Genomic DNA, 12,849 nt, shown 5'->3' with positions numbered 1-12,849 from the left:
TTACTCCCTGGGCAGTTGGATCTCGACCCCGTCCAGTGACGGGGCTTCGAGCACGCCGCCAGTTGCGGCGCTCGTTGCCATCGCCGCGTACTTCTCCAGCACGCCGGACATATCCAATTCTGGCGGCGACCACGACTCGGCTCGCGAGCGGAGTGTCGCCGCCGGAACGTCGAGTTCGAGTCGGCCCGCCTCGACGTCGATCAGGATCTGATCGCCCTCCTCGACCAGCGCGATGGGACCGCCAGACGCGGCTTCCGGGCTCACGTGCCCGATCGCAGCCCCCCGTGTGCCCCCAGAGAACCGCCCGTCGGTGATCAAGGCCACCTCTCCGGAGAGCCGGGGCGAACCGCTGACTTTCGATGTCGGCTCCAGCATTTCTGGCATGCCGGGCCCACCACGCGGCCCCTCATAGCGAATCACGATGACATCTCCCGGGTCGATATCGCCGCCGTCTAGTGCTTCCAGGGCCGCATTCTGGGATTCGAACACCCGGGCCCGACCCTCGAAGTGATGCATCGACTCGTCCATCGCACCGGCCTTGACGACCGCGCCGTTCGGGGCCAGGTTGCCATCGAGAACGGCCAGACTTCCTCCGTCGTGAACGGGATCTGCCCGGGGCTGGATGACCATGCCGCGTTTGTCCGCGTTCTCGATCCGATCGCCAATCGTGATGCCGTCGACCGTCTCCCGGTCCTGATGCATCTCGGCTTCGAGTTCCGCCATGACGGCCGGCACCCCACCGTCGTCCCGGAGGTGTTCCATCCGCCACGGGCCGGCCGGACTCATGTGTGCCAGGTGGGGTGTCTCCTCGGCCAGGTTCTCGAAGTCCTCGAGGGTGATGTCGAGACCGGCCTCCGCAGCCACTGCCGGGACGTGGAGCATGGTGTTGGTACTCCCGCCCAGCGCAAGGTCCACCCGGAGGGCATCCTCGAAGGCTTCCTCGGTGAGCAAATCTGAGGGCCGGATATCCTCCTCGACCAGCCGGAGGATCTCGCGACCGCTCTTGTGTGCGATCTCTTGTTTCGCCGTGTCGGTCGCTCCAGAGGTCGCACACCCCGTCCAGGAGAGGCCCAGCGCCTCGGTCACGCAGGCCATCGTGTTGGCCGTGAACATGCCAGCACAGGACCCCTCGCCCGGACAGGCCGAACACTCCAGCTCGTAGAGCTCGTCGTCGCTCATCTCGCCCTCGTGGTGCTGGCTCACGCCCTCGAAGACTGTCACCAGGTCCGCCGGTTCGTCGTCGAAACTCCCGGCAGCCATGTGGCCGCCGGTGACGACGATGGCCGGAATGTCGAGCCGCGCCACGGCCATCAACATCCCCGGAACGATCTTGTCACACGAGGCCATCGCGACCAGCCCGTCGAACTGGTGGGCGTTGACCATCAACTCGACCGAATCCGCGATCGTCTCCCGGGAGGGCAGACTCGAACGCATGCCCTCGTGACCCATGGCGATGCCGTCGTCGACTGCGATCGTGTTGAACTCCAGTGGGGTCCCACCGGCCTCGCGAATCCCGTCTTTGACGTGGGTCGCGAGTTCGTCGAGGTGGACGTGGCCGGGCACGATCTCGTTCCATGAATTGGCCACTCCGATGAGCGGTTGATGGATCTCCTCGTCGTCCAGTCCTGCCGCCCGGAAGAGCGAGCGGTGTGGGGCCCGATCGACACCCTCGGTTACCGTCGCGCTCCGCATGTCGCTGTCCTTCTCGGTAAAGTCGGCCATCCTAGTCTGTTCGTACCTGGTCGTGGGGAGCCTTAACCCACCCGATCAAAGCGAGATTTGGTCACTGCCGTCGATAGACAGCTTCGAGGACGAGGAGTGCGAGCAACCCACCGACCAGGACCATCACTCCGGGCTCGACGAGGAAATTCCCGATCTGCTCGATCAGGCCCGGTGTCGCGTTCGCGGAGTCCGTCGCGGTCTGGAGCATGACTTGATCGCCACTCGACTCCCCGGGCGAGATCCGCTCACCGAGGGCGAACTGTGCGAGGACCCCGCCCGCAAAAACCGCCGAGAAGCCGCCGATCATCCGTTTGAGTTTGTTCTCCATTTCCGATCGAGCGTCCTCGCCCTCGACGATCACCAGGGGATCGCTGGTCGGGGCGAAAACGGACATCTCCGCCCCCTTCTCGGAGTACCGCGTGCCGACTGATTCGACGAGGTCGACCTCGCCGAGTTTCTCCAGGTGATAGTGGACGTTCTGAAGGGATGTGTCGGTCGCGTCGGCGAGTTCGGAGGGCGTGGCCGGGTCTTCATAGAGATGTTCGAGCATCTGTCGACGGGTCGCCGAAGAGAGGGCTTCGAAGACCGCGTCCACGTTCGGCCCGTCCAGGGAAACGACTCTGGGCTCGGTGGCCGCAGTGGACTCCCCCGGCCGAATCTGGGTGAGCGGGCTCGACATGGCTACTTTCCTTTTGTACTCACCGGTGGGTTAAAACTTCACCAGAGGATCAAACAGTGACTGTAGCCTTTCGGGGTGGCCGGTGCCCCTATGTGTCCGGTCCCCGTTGGATGGGCCTGATGTGGGACTACCGCGGGACGACGCCGATGGCGGACCGTCCGGACGGGTTTTTCGCGGATGGGCACTTCTGGGTTCGAGAGTTCGTCCTCGGGCGGGCCGTTGCGGTTCGGATGGACGAGTCGGGATTGCTCACCTTCGCCGGCCCCGAGGGTGAGTTCGAAGCCGGGGAACCCCCCTGGTCGCTTCGTCGAGCCATCGAAGCCGTTCGGTCGAACCTCGACCGTGATCGGCTCCGCAACGCCGCTGATGACGCCGGGGCGTACACCTTCTACCTGCTCGCGCCGCTCTCGATCGGTATCGAGTACGATTTCGACAGCCTCCCACCAGCACTGGGAGTGGATATCTGGGATGGTTCTGCCGGGGAGTACACCACTCTCGACGTGACCGAGCGTGTTTTCGAGGGAATCGGCCTGTGGACGGCCCCGACCATTGAGCGGGAAGTGCCTGCACGGGACCTCTCGCCTGAATCCTACGAACTCCCGAGGTCACGGTGGGCGGACGAACAGGTCGCCGGCGTCGTCTTTCGGAAGAAACACGGCGGAGCCGTCAGACACGCCCGAACGCCTTTCGAGAACACCACGTGGGAATCTCCGGAGTCGGCCGGCGTCCCGGATTTCGACGAGTGGCTCCGAGCGCATCTTACCGCGGACAGCGCCCGGTCGCTTCTCGAAGGGACTGATCAGTCCCTCGATTCGGTCGGGATCGAAGCGGCCACTGACGTGATCGGGGCTGCACTGGCCCAGCGGCGATACAAATCGGTGGGTCAGATCGCTGATTCGGATCCGAAACGCTTCCGAACCGCGATCCGAGACCGCCTGGTCGAAATCCGCGGGACGGAAGCGAGCGAAACGGCTTCCTAACCTCCTACAACTTTAACTGGGTGGTCGGTTAATCGGGGCATAATGGGAACTGAGGAGGGTGGTGGGAAGGACGGGGCCACGAACCCGTCAGTCGATCCGGACGGTGGGGAGGGGGTACCGAAGCAGTCTGAAGTACGTTTCGCGGACGAGACGGGTGCGGAAGCGGCCGAAAGCGGAGCTGTTTCCGATCCGGCCGACCTTCGAGAAGCCATTCAGCGAGGTGTTACCGTCGCTGCGCAACTCCAGGGAGCCCTCACTCGTGCTCGGCTGGGCCAGGCTGCGACGGACGCGGACAACCTCGACACGGCGGTCACCAATCTCATCGAGGGCACCGTCCCCGTCCGGAAAGGCGTCTACTCCTGGCTTCACTTCAAGTGGGAATACTACCTGGACGAGGTGGGTGACCCACCGCGGGACGACGACGGGACGCCAGAGCCCTTCGATAAGGCAGCGTATCTCGGATTCGACCCCGAGGACGTCGAATCCGCACTCAGCTACGGGGACACGCGCGCGAACGCCCTTGCCGAGCTCATCGAGGAGCGAACCGTCAACGTCCAGCCGGATCTCGACGAGGACGCCTTTTTCTCTACAGTCTCGGGGGCGACGACGCTCACGAATCGCTATGACCTCGAACGGGCCGTCCCGATGGCGAAGAAGACTCACTTCGTCGAGGAGGAGCGCTACTGGGTGAACAAGCCCTACGCCTTCGTGGTCATCTTTCACTCTCGGAAGGAAAACGAGAAGAAGTACTACCTCATCGAGCCCTACCGCACGCCGATCGAGGCCGACCTCCGTGAGTTTCTCACCGAAAAGCTCCGAACAGCCATCAAATACGCCGAGGAAGGGGTCACGATCGGCGGGTCAGACGCCGAACGGCGGGCCGTCATCGAGCGTGAGACCGACCGGCTGTTGAACCGGTATGATCTCTACGACACGTCGCCGGACCGTGGGTTCAGGGAGACGATTGCCGACGGACTCGACTTCGGTGAGCGGGATGGGCTCCTGGGCCGACTCGGCGATGAGACTGGGCCAGTCGGTCGATTCCGGAAGTGGCTCGCCCCCGAAGCCGAACCCGAGGCAGACTCGAACCCGGAGGCGCTCTCTGGGATCGCGGCCAGGCCCGAACCCGCGTTGCTCGAAGCGGACGATCCGGAGTTAAACGAGTATCAAGTCGAGAAGCTCCGGTACTTCCTCGGTCGGGATTTCACGGGTTACGAACGCATCGACGGCATCAAACACGACATCAACGTCGAGGATATCTCGTGTGACGGCTACGAGAGTCCGGTGTTCGTCTATCACACGGATTACGAACAACTCATCTCGAATGTCACTCATGGCACCGAGCAACTCGATGACTTCGTGGTGAAACTCGCTCAGCGCTCGGGCAAGGGGATCAGCAAGCGCCAGCCACAGGTCGATGCGACCCTGCCGGACGGCTCACGGGCCCAGTTGACGCTTGGAACCGAGGTCTCCGATCACGGGACGAACTACACCATCCGGCAGTTCAAGGACGTCCCGTTCACGCCGGTCGATCTCATCAACTGGAAGACCTTCTCGCTGGAGGAGATGGCCTTCCTCTGGCTCTGTATCGAGAACAACAAGTCCCTGCTCTTTGCCGGCGGCACGGCCTCTGGGAAGACGACCAGCCTGAACGCCGTCTCGCTTTTCGTCCCCAGCAACGCCAAGATCGTCTCCATCGAGGACACCCGGGAGGTGGAACTGCCCCAGCGAAACTGGATCGCGTCGGTTACTCGCCCCTCGTTTGGCGAGGACGAAGCCGGCGACATCGACGAGTTCGACCTCCTGGAGGCGGCCCTGCGCCAGCGCCCCGACTACATCATCATGGGTGAGGTCCGGGGCGAAGAGGGGCGAACGCTCTTCCAGGTCATGTCGACGGGCCACACCACCTACACCACCTTCCACGCGGACAACGTCAGCGAGGTCATCAAGCGGTTCACCACCGAGCCGATCAACGTCTCGAAGACCCTCTTTACTGCCCTGGATCTGGTGTCGATCCAGGCCTCGACCAGGGTGCGCGGGAAGAAAGTACGACGCAGTCGAAATATTACCGAAATCCGCCGATACGACGCCGAGAACGACGAGATCAACGTCAACGACGTCTTCCAGTGGCGCCCCGAGACCGACACCTATCGCAGCACCGCCGAGTCGACCACGCTGGATGAAATCAAGTTCGACCGGGGCTGGTCGGAGGCGGAGTTACAGCAACAACTCTTCGAACGGCGGGTCGTCCTCGCCTCGCTCATCGAGCAGGGGCTTAACACGTACAGCGAGGTGGCCGCGACACTGCAGGCCTACATCAACGACCCGGAGACGTTGCTGACCCTCATCGCGAACGACGAACTCGAAGAGGCACTCGGTGACCTTCGGGAACTGGAAAGTGTCCTGATCGACGTCGATCCCGAACTCGAAGCGATGGTGCCACGGCCCGAACCGGACGAGGCCATCCTCGAAACGACCGGCGAAATACTCGACCGGGCCGAGGAGGAACTTTTCCCCGAGTATCGCGGCGAGCGGGGGGCCGAACTCGTCGACATCCTCCCCGAGGCGGGTGATATCGAGGCATCGGCCGAAACTGACGGAGTACGAGCGGACGAGCCCGATCACTCGGAGGATTCCTCTGTATGAGTACCGAGCGTCTGGGTGGCCGATCCGAGCAGTTTGCCGACCTGTTCTATCCGCTCTTCGAGTGGCTGTTCGGCGAAGACTCCGAATTCGTCGCCGACCTCGAACGCAAACTCGCCGAAGCCCGGATGGAGGAGACCGTCGAACTGTACATCTCCCGGGCGATCGGGTATGGCGTTCTCGCTGGCCTGTTCCTCTGGGTTCTTGGAACGGGGCTCGGGTACGCGCTCTTTGGGTTGGGCCTCATTGGAACCGACGTGTCGATCGGGCTGCCGGTCTCGAACCCGGCAATCGCGGCGTTCCTCGAGGCACTCAAAGTCCCCGCGCTCGTCCTCGTTACTGGCCTTTTCTTCGGGGCGATTGGATTCGTCACCGGCTTCGGGATGCTGGTGCTCATGCCCTACAACAAGGCGTCCTCGAGAAAGCGCGAGATCAACATGTTGCTCCCCGACGCCGTCTCGTTCATGTATGCCCTCTCGATCGGGGGGCTCAATCAACTCGAAATCCTGGAGGCGATGGCCCAGGCCGAGGATACCTACGGGGAGGTCGCCCTGGAGTTCCGGACGGTCGTTCAGGAGACCGAATACTTCGACGTGGACTATCGAACCGCGATCCGCCGCCGCTCGATGGAGACCCCCAGTGAGGACCTCTCGCAGTTCTTCACGGACATGCTCTCGATCATCAACAGTGGCGGGGACATGGCGGCGTTCCTCGAAGACAAAAAAGAGACTCACATGCGAACCGCCAAACAGCAACAGGAGCTCACCTTGCAGACTCTCGAGCTGTTCGGCGAGATGTACATGACCCTCTCGCTGTTCCCGCTCTTGCTCATCATCGTGCTGGTCGTGATGAGCATGCTGGGCCAGTCCCAGGAGTTCCTCCTCTACGCGACGGTCTATGTGCTGTTACCGATGGTGAGTGTCGCCTTTCTCGTCATGGTCTCCACGGTCAAGCAGGACGAACCCGGGGATGGCTACCTCGATCTGGGAGCCGTGCAGGACGGCGACGAACTCAGCCGGACGGTGAGCGACGGCGGGGCTACCCCACCGGCCGAAACCGCTCTCCAACGCCGAATCGAAAGCCGCGAGCGCAGATACGTCCTCTCACAATTCCTCCGTCACCCTCACTACTACTTTCGGGAACATCCCCTGTACACGCTCGTTGGAACCCTCCCACTTGCCTCGGGCATTCTAGTTCATGCGATCACGAACGGATTAGTCCCGCTCTCTTTCTCGGGACTAATCGACAATCCCGTCGGCTCGACGTTCATCTACGTTTACGTGCCACTCTACGTCGTCGGAGTCCCACTCGCCGTGTTCTACGAGTGGAACCAGCACACCCGGAATCGAATCACGGGCAAACTTTCGGAGAACCTCCGCAAGCTTTCGAGTGCGAACGACACGGGACTCACACTCCTGGAGTCCATCAGGACGGTCGCCGACACCTCGAGTGGTCGGCTCGCCGACGAGTTCGACGAGATGTATGCCAAGGTTACCTACGGCATGACTCTCTCGCGTGCGCTCGTGGAGTTCAACAACAAATATCACGTTCCGCGGCTCGCCCGAACGATCAACCTCGTCACGAAAGCCCAGGAGGCTTCGAGTCGCATCACGGCCGTCCTCTCGACGGCGGCCCAGGCAAGTGAGAACCAGGACGACATCGAGCGGGAACGGACCTCGCGGGCCCGCATGCAGGTCGTCATCATCGTGATGACCTACCTGACGCTTCTGGCCGTGATGGTGATCCTCCAGACCCAGTTCCTGGAAGTCCTCTCGGGCCTGACCAGTTCGGCCGAGGGGGCCAGCGGTGGTGCCGTCGGTGGGGCATCCTTTGGCGCCAGCCTTGACGTCGAACTTCTGGAGTTGCTCTTCTTCCACGCGGTGACGATCCAGGGCATCCTCGCCGGGGTCATTTCGGGATACATCAGTCACGCCCGACTGCTCGCCGGGTTGAAATACGCCATCGTTCTCCCGACCATCGCACTCGTGGTGTGGGCTTTCATATGAACGAGCGTGGCCAGTCCACCCTCGACTTCCTGCTGGGGATCGTGCTCTTCCTGCTCGCCGTTACGGTGGTCGTCGGGTTCGTTCCCGGGATGCTCGATCCGTTCGTGACCGGGACGGAGGGCCATCCAGTGACCGCCGACCGGGCAGTGACGACACTCACGAGCGAGACGTTGGCAGTCGGGGAATCCCCATATGTTACGACTGGGGAACGGGTAGGGGCCGTTATCAATAACTCCACCGAGGCTGAACTGGCGACGGCCCTCGGTGTCGGAAACGGGGCTCGACTCAACGTCACTGTGACGAATCGAACCGGGACGGTCGAACAGGTCGGCACGGATCCACCTGATACAGGGGCGGTGACGGCTGCCCACCGAGTGATATCGATCGACGGCCAGGCGGCGACGGTGACACTCCGGGTGTGGAAACCGTGAGTCGGAACGAACCACGCACACGGTTCGGAGACCGCGGGCAGGCCCACGCCCTCGAAGGCATCGCGGCTGCCCTCCTGGTGCTGGCCAGTCTCACGTTCGCCCTCCAGGTCACGGCGGTCACGCCGCTGACGGCTAGTACAGCGAGTCAACACCTTCAGACCCAGGGGAGTGGGGTCGCAAACGGCGTTCTGGTGACTGCGGACGAAGCCGACGAACTCAAAGAGACCGTCCTCTACTGGAACGAGAGTGCCAGCCCACCTCGCTTTTACGACGCCGGGACGGGTGAGACCTACGCGGGGCCACCGCCCACCGCGTTCGGGGACCGACTTGTAGCGACCCTGGGGGAGACGGGGATGGTCTACAACGTGAACCTCCGATATCTCAGTTCCACCGGCGACCAGCGAGTTCGAACGCTGGTCGATCAAGGCAACCCGTCGGATCAGGCAGTCACCGCCTCTCGAACAGTCGTCCTGTACGACGACGATCAACTCAGGGCCGCGGATGGATCCCGGACCGACCGAACAGTCTCCGAGACGTCGGGGTACTTCGCCCACGACACGGCCCCGGGGCCGCTTTACAACGTCATTCGCGTGGAGGTGGTCGTATGGCGCGTGTAGACCGGGGCGTTTCGACGGCCGTGGGCTATGTCTTGAACCTGGGCATCGCGACCCTGCTCGTCACGGGGCTGCTGGTCGCCGGTTCCGGCCTCGTCGCGGACCAGCGGGACCGGGCTGCGGGGGCCGAACTGGACGTCATCGGCAACCGAATTGCGGCCGATCTGGAGACGGCAGACCGCCTGGTCCAAAACGGGAACGGATCAGTGACAGTTCGCACGTCGCTTCCGAACGCCGTCGCTGGCAACAGCTATCGGGTGGCCATCGACTCGACCGGGGGAAATGCCACGGTGTCCGTCTCGACCAACGACCCAGCGATCACTCGCACGATCCACCTCGTGAACGAGACCCCTGTGCAACCAACGGTGGTCAGTGGTGGTGCAATTGTCGTGCATGGTAATCAAACGGGACTGGAGGTGACCGATGGATAGAGGCGTCAGCGATCTGGTTGGGTATGTCCTCATCTTCGCGTTGATCACCAGTTCGGTCGCGGTCGTGACCGTCGGGGGGTATGACAGTCTGGGCAGCGTCCGGGACGCCGAGCGGTTCGAGAACGCACAGCGTGTCTTTGACGTGCTGGGGGCGAACGTCGACGATCACCTCGAATCACACGTCGAATCCCGCGGCACCGAAATTCGCCTCGCGGACGCCCGTCTCGGATTCGGTGATCCAGTGACACTGAACGTCACCGTCGAGGGTGTGGGCTCGAACCAGACCACGATCGATCCACTCGTGTATACCCAGGGTGCCGACAGGCAGATCGCCTATACCGGGGGCGCGGTGCTCCGCGTCCAGGGGGGCGGTGCCCTCGTCACGACCGGGCCACCGTTCCGCTTCGGCGATGAAATGGTGATCTCGATGGTCAACACGCGAGGGCGAGATCCCGGTATCGCAGGCTCAGGTCGGGTGCTCGTCCGGACCGAGGCGACCACTCGGTCGACGCATGCCTACACCGACGGCCCCTACACCGTCTCCGTTACCGTCGACGATTCCTATCCGGATGCCTGGGAACGGTGGTTCAAATCCGAGACCGGCGAGAACTGTACGGCAACTGGTGGGACCGTTACCTGTGACGGGGTCGAATCGGTCTATGTCAGGACGGTGGCGATCGACGTCTACCTCGAGTAATCACTCGCTGCCCTCGAGTTGGGCGAGGGCGTCTTCGTAGGTCGTTTCGGGAAAGAGCCCCCGAACCTCGGGATATCCAAGTGTGCGGATCAACGCGTCTGCGGAGCCGGTTACCAACAACACGCCCATCTCTTCGGCGCTCTCGGCGACGCTGATCCGCTCGTCCGAAGCGATCCGGTCTTCGAGCGTGGCTGCGGCCTCGCCCAGCAGCTCCCGCTCGGCCGCGTACAGTTGCTGCCGGGCCTCGGTCTGGTTGAGCGACCCGTTCTGGAGCTGCTCGGTGAGCGAGTTCTGTTTTTCCTGGAGTGTCTCTTGGTCGATTTCAAGAGCGATGGTGACCGTAGCCGACCCGTCTCCCTGTTCGTCCGTGGCTGCCTGCCCGCTCGAGGGTGCGGGTGCGCTACAGCCGGCGATCGACAAGGTGAGTCCGGTACCCGCAGTCTGGAGGAAACGGCGACGATTCGTTCGAAGTTCCATAGCCGGACATTCAAAGGTGGCCGGAAAAGGGTTGGCAAATAGCCGTGTCCGTCCCCGGAGGTTTTAACCCGACAGTCGGGGAACAGGGAAAGCAGTGATGCCAGAGGGGCGATCGATCACGGGGCTCGTCGTCTTGCTTGTCACGGTTTCAATGGTCGCAAGCCCCACTCTCGTGTCCGTTGCTGAAGCCGCGGACACGCCACAAATTCAGGTTTCGGTCAACGAGAACACGATCGAAGACGGAGCGTGGACCGTCGTCGGTGAGTCGGACTTTTCGATTCGGATTGCCTCGAACGCCACGATCGAATCGATCGTCGTTCGGGTGAACGACCGAGACGTCGTGGAGGCCACACCGGATGGTCGAACCTACCAAACTGACCTGGTGGCCCCGCTTTCGGCCCGGTGGAACACCGTGCAGGTGGTCGCGACGGACACCTCGGGGACTCTCTCGACTCACCAGTTCAAGATCTACAAGGACACCATCGCGCCCGATATCGCCGTTTCCAGTCCGTTTTCGGTCGCGGCTGGACACCAGTTTCCCGAGGAGACCCGACTCACCGACGGCGCGATTAACCTGACCGGAACCGTCGAGGATGCCTCGAACGTCACTGCCTTCTCCGCGACGCTCAGCGGCGCCGGCCAGTCGATCGAACTCACGAACCACACGGATGGCAGCTTCACTCTCAACACCACGCTCGCCCCCGGGAACCACACGCTCAGCGTTCGTGCGACCGACGAATACGGCAACGAGGTGCGGCGGTTCACCCGACTCCGGGTGATCGACGAGGACGCGCCGAGCGTCTCGATTCGTGACTGGCCGACGAATACGAGTGCCGGCGCCATTGGGCCCACCGCCGTGGCGACTGACGATATTGCCGTTCGCTCGCTCACGTACCGTGTCTCGGGACAGCCAGAGCGAACGGCCATCGAACCCACCAGTCGGTTGCTCGGGGCCGGCCGGACGAACGTGACCCGATCGATTCCCATCGAGTTCTACCGGGCCGGGACCTACGAGGTGACTTTCAACGTGACCGACTACGCCGGTCGCTACACCACGCTCACGAAGGAACTCAGGTACGACCCCGTCACGCCCGAGGAACGTGCCGCCCCCGAGATCACCGTGCACGAGAACCGGTCCGGGCTCGTGAACGAGACGTTGTACCACCTCGAAGCGAGTGTCGATAACGGGTCGATCGAGCGTGTCGTCCTCGAAGCCGCGAGTAATAGCTCGGGCCGGGTCAGTGCGTATGAACGGGTGTATGACGGAAACGCGACCGCAACCGTCCCGGTACGGCAGAACCTCTCACTCGCGTCTGGGGTGACCGATATCACCCTCACGGCGACTGACTCCTACGGGACAGAGCACTCGGCCACGTGGCAGGTGGACCCCGAAAGCACCAGCCCCTATCGGACTTCCCCGGCGGAGAATACGGCCACAGGCCCGGATCCGACGGTGGAGCCATCGTCACAATCCACTGAAATTTCAGTTACTGAACCGACACCACTGGCGCCCGTCACGGAGACGAAAGCTCCAGCGTCGCCTGTACTCGTTGCCGTGGCACTTCTTGTGGTGAGTGGTCTCCTGAGTCGCCGGCGGCACTAAGCTGACACGTCAACTATCGACGGAAAGTGTTAATATCCCAACCGTCATAGTATAACATCCCCCAAGAGAGTCGCGGGGGTACGCTGGTCGCCACGTTCCGGATCGAAACGCGAAACGGAACGCGGTAGGGGCCACAACCAAAGCGTCCGTCACAGGGCGGCGAGGTCACAGGTCCCGAAGGAGAACCACACCGACCCAGTTTCGACCGCCATGGCGGTCGAATGAGAAGGCCGAGTACCGGAGTACGCGAAAGCGGACTTCGGGAATCGACGACGACCGGTGAAAATCCGGTTCGTTAGCCCGGGACCGCATCGAACCGAGCCGACCTCGTTCGTTTGAACGGGGCTGGTGAGGTTCGAGAGCCCGAGTTAGCAAGACCGGATCGACTCCGGGTTTCCGTCGTCGTGAGCCGTACGGGTCGGGGACAACGTCTCCCGTCCAGGCCCAAGCCGTGACTTTCTGGGGTTTTCGACCCGTATTTAGAAGAGAGCCGCGGGAGGGATTCGAACCCTCGACCAGTTGATTACAAATCAACTGCTCTACCAGGCTGAGCTACCGCGGCGCAG

At 62.7% G+C, this 12,849-nt stretch carries 11 protein-coding genes and 1 tRNA gene; 8 read left to right on the top strand and 4 right to left on the bottom strand.

The genetic code is table 11. The features are described from left to right. Both ilvD and HSR6_RS06435 read right to left on the bottom strand, forming a co-directional pair. On the bottom strand, window positions 1-1,722 hold the full coding sequence (ilvD, locus tag HSR6_RS06440) for a dihydroxy-acid dehydratase (protein ID WP_083258869.1): 1,722 nt from the start codon (window positions 1,720-1,722) through the stop codon (window positions 1-3). A 61-nt stretch (window positions 1,723-1,783) separates the two neighbouring features. Next, entirely contained in the window at window positions 1,784-2,401 is a 618-nt protein-coding gene (locus HSR6_RS06435) for an ArsR/SmtB family transcription factor (protein WP_070365086.1), read from the bottom strand. Window positions 2,402-2,520: 119 nt separating this feature from the next. Here HSR6_RS06435 and HSR6_RS06430 point away from each other — a divergent pair, with 119 nt between their 5' ends. The 7 genes from HSR6_RS06430 to HSR6_RS06400 are packed head-to-tail and all read left to right on the top strand — an operon-like array spanning window position 2,521 to window position 10,203. Beyond that, window positions 2,521-3,381, top strand: a complete 861-nt coding sequence (locus tag HSR6_RS06430) for a hypothetical protein (protein ID WP_071933154.1) — start codon at window positions 2,521-2,523, stop codon at window positions 3,379-3,381. 42 nt (window positions 3,382-3,423) lie between these two features. Continuing rightward, window positions 3,424-6,027, top strand: a complete 2,604-nt coding sequence (locus HSR6_RS06425) for a type II/IV secretion system ATPase subunit (RefSeq protein WP_071933153.1) — start codon at window positions 3,424-3,426, stop codon at window positions 6,025-6,027. Next, complete coding sequence (locus tag HSR6_RS06420) at window positions 6,024-8,030, top strand: type II secretion system F family protein (RefSeq protein ID WP_070365083.1); 2,007 nt, start codon at window positions 6,024-6,026, stop codon at window positions 8,028-8,030. The genes HSR6_RS06425 and HSR6_RS06420 overlap by 4 nt, the downstream gene beginning before the upstream one ends. Continuing rightward, complete coding sequence (locus HSR6_RS06415; RefSeq protein WP_070365082.1) at window positions 8,027-8,461, top strand: DUF7287 family protein; 435 nt, start codon at window positions 8,027-8,029, stop codon at window positions 8,459-8,461. The genes HSR6_RS06420 and HSR6_RS06415 overlap by 4 nt, the downstream gene beginning before the upstream one ends. Continuing rightward, window positions 8,458-9,078: a DUF7288 family protein gene (locus tag HSR6_RS06410; RefSeq protein WP_070365938.1), complete on the top strand. Its 621-nt coding sequence runs from the start codon at window positions 8,458-8,460 to the stop codon at window positions 9,076-9,078. The genes HSR6_RS06415 and HSR6_RS06410 overlap by 4 nt, the downstream gene beginning before the upstream one ends. Continuing rightward, entirely contained in the window at window positions 9,066-9,506 is a 441-nt protein-coding gene (locus HSR6_RS06405) for a DUF7266 family protein (RefSeq protein WP_071933152.1), read from the top strand. Before HSR6_RS06410 ends, HSR6_RS06405 begins: the two co-directional genes overlap by 13 nt. Beyond that, window positions 9,499-10,203 (top strand): DUF7289 family protein, encoded by a 705-nt coding sequence (locus tag HSR6_RS06400; protein WP_071933151.1) that lies wholly within the window; start codon window positions 9,499-9,501, stop codon window positions 10,201-10,203. Before HSR6_RS06405 ends, HSR6_RS06400 begins: the two co-directional genes overlap by 8 nt. Here the strand turns inward: HSR6_RS06400 and HSR6_RS06395 are convergent, their stop codons facing one another. Continuing rightward, entirely contained in the window at window positions 10,204-10,680 is a 477-nt protein-coding gene (locus HSR6_RS06395) for a hypothetical protein (protein ID WP_070365079.1), read from the bottom strand. 97 nt (window positions 10,681-10,777) lie between these two features. Here HSR6_RS06395 and HSR6_RS06390 point away from each other — a divergent pair, with 97 nt between their 5' ends. Then, window positions 10,778-12,283 carry an Ig-like domain-containing protein gene (locus HSR6_RS06390; protein ID WP_071933150.1) on the top strand — a complete coding sequence of 502 codons (1,506 nt, stop codon included), beginning with the start codon at window positions 10,778-10,780 and terminating at the stop codon, window positions 12,281-12,283. A gap of 488 nt (window positions 12,284-12,771) precedes the next feature. Here the strand turns inward: HSR6_RS06390 and HSR6_RS06385 are convergent. Next, window positions 12,772-12,845, bottom strand: a tRNA-Thr gene (locus tag HSR6_RS06385). Between the last annotated feature and the right edge of the window lie 4 nt (window positions 12,846-12,849).

It is taken from the genome of Halodesulfurarchaeum formicicum, assembly GCF_001886955.1.
In the GTDB taxonomy this organism is placed as follows: domain Archaea; phylum Halobacteriota; class Halobacteria; order Halobacteriales; family Halobacteriaceae; genus Halodesulfurarchaeum; species Halodesulfurarchaeum formicicum.
This window is presented reverse-complemented; position numbering and strand designations above follow the sequence as displayed.

Bases quoted from the DNA above. Each gene is read 5' to 3' on its own strand.
- ilvD (WP_083258869.1), bottom strand. From the start codon at position 1,722: ATGGCCGACTTTACCGAGAAGGACAGCGACATGCGGAGCGCGACGGTA.
- HSR6_RS06435 (WP_070365086.1), bottom strand. From the start codon at position 2,401: ATGTCGAGCCCGCTCACCCAGATTCGGCCGGGGGAGTCCACTGCGGCC.
- HSR6_RS06430 (WP_071933154.1), top strand. From the start codon at position 2,521: ATGTGGGACTACCGCGGGACGACGCCGATGGCGGACCGTCCGGACGGG.
- HSR6_RS06425 (WP_071933153.1), top strand. From the start codon at position 3,424: ATGGGAACTGAGGAGGGTGGTGGGAAGGACGGGGCCACGAACCCGTCA.
- HSR6_RS06420 (WP_070365083.1), top strand. From the start codon at position 6,024: ATGAGTACCGAGCGTCTGGGTGGCCGATCCGAGCAGTTTGCCGACCTG.
- HSR6_RS06415 (WP_070365082.1), top strand. From the start codon at position 8,027: ATGAACGAGCGTGGCCAGTCCACCCTCGACTTCCTGCTGGGGATCGTG.
- HSR6_RS06405 (WP_071933152.1), top strand. From the start codon at position 9,066: ATGGCGCGTGTAGACCGGGGCGTTTCGACGGCCGTGGGCTATGTCTTG.
- HSR6_RS06400 (WP_071933151.1), top strand. From the start codon at position 9,499: ATGGATAGAGGCGTCAGCGATCTGGTTGGGTATGTCCTCATCTTCGCG.
- HSR6_RS06395 (WP_070365079.1), bottom strand. From the start codon at position 10,680: ATGGAACTTCGAACGAATCGTCGCCGTTTCCTCCAGACTGCGGGTACC.
- HSR6_RS06390 (WP_071933150.1), top strand. From the start codon at position 10,778: ATGCCAGAGGGGCGATCGATCACGGGGCTCGTCGTCTTGCTTGTCACG.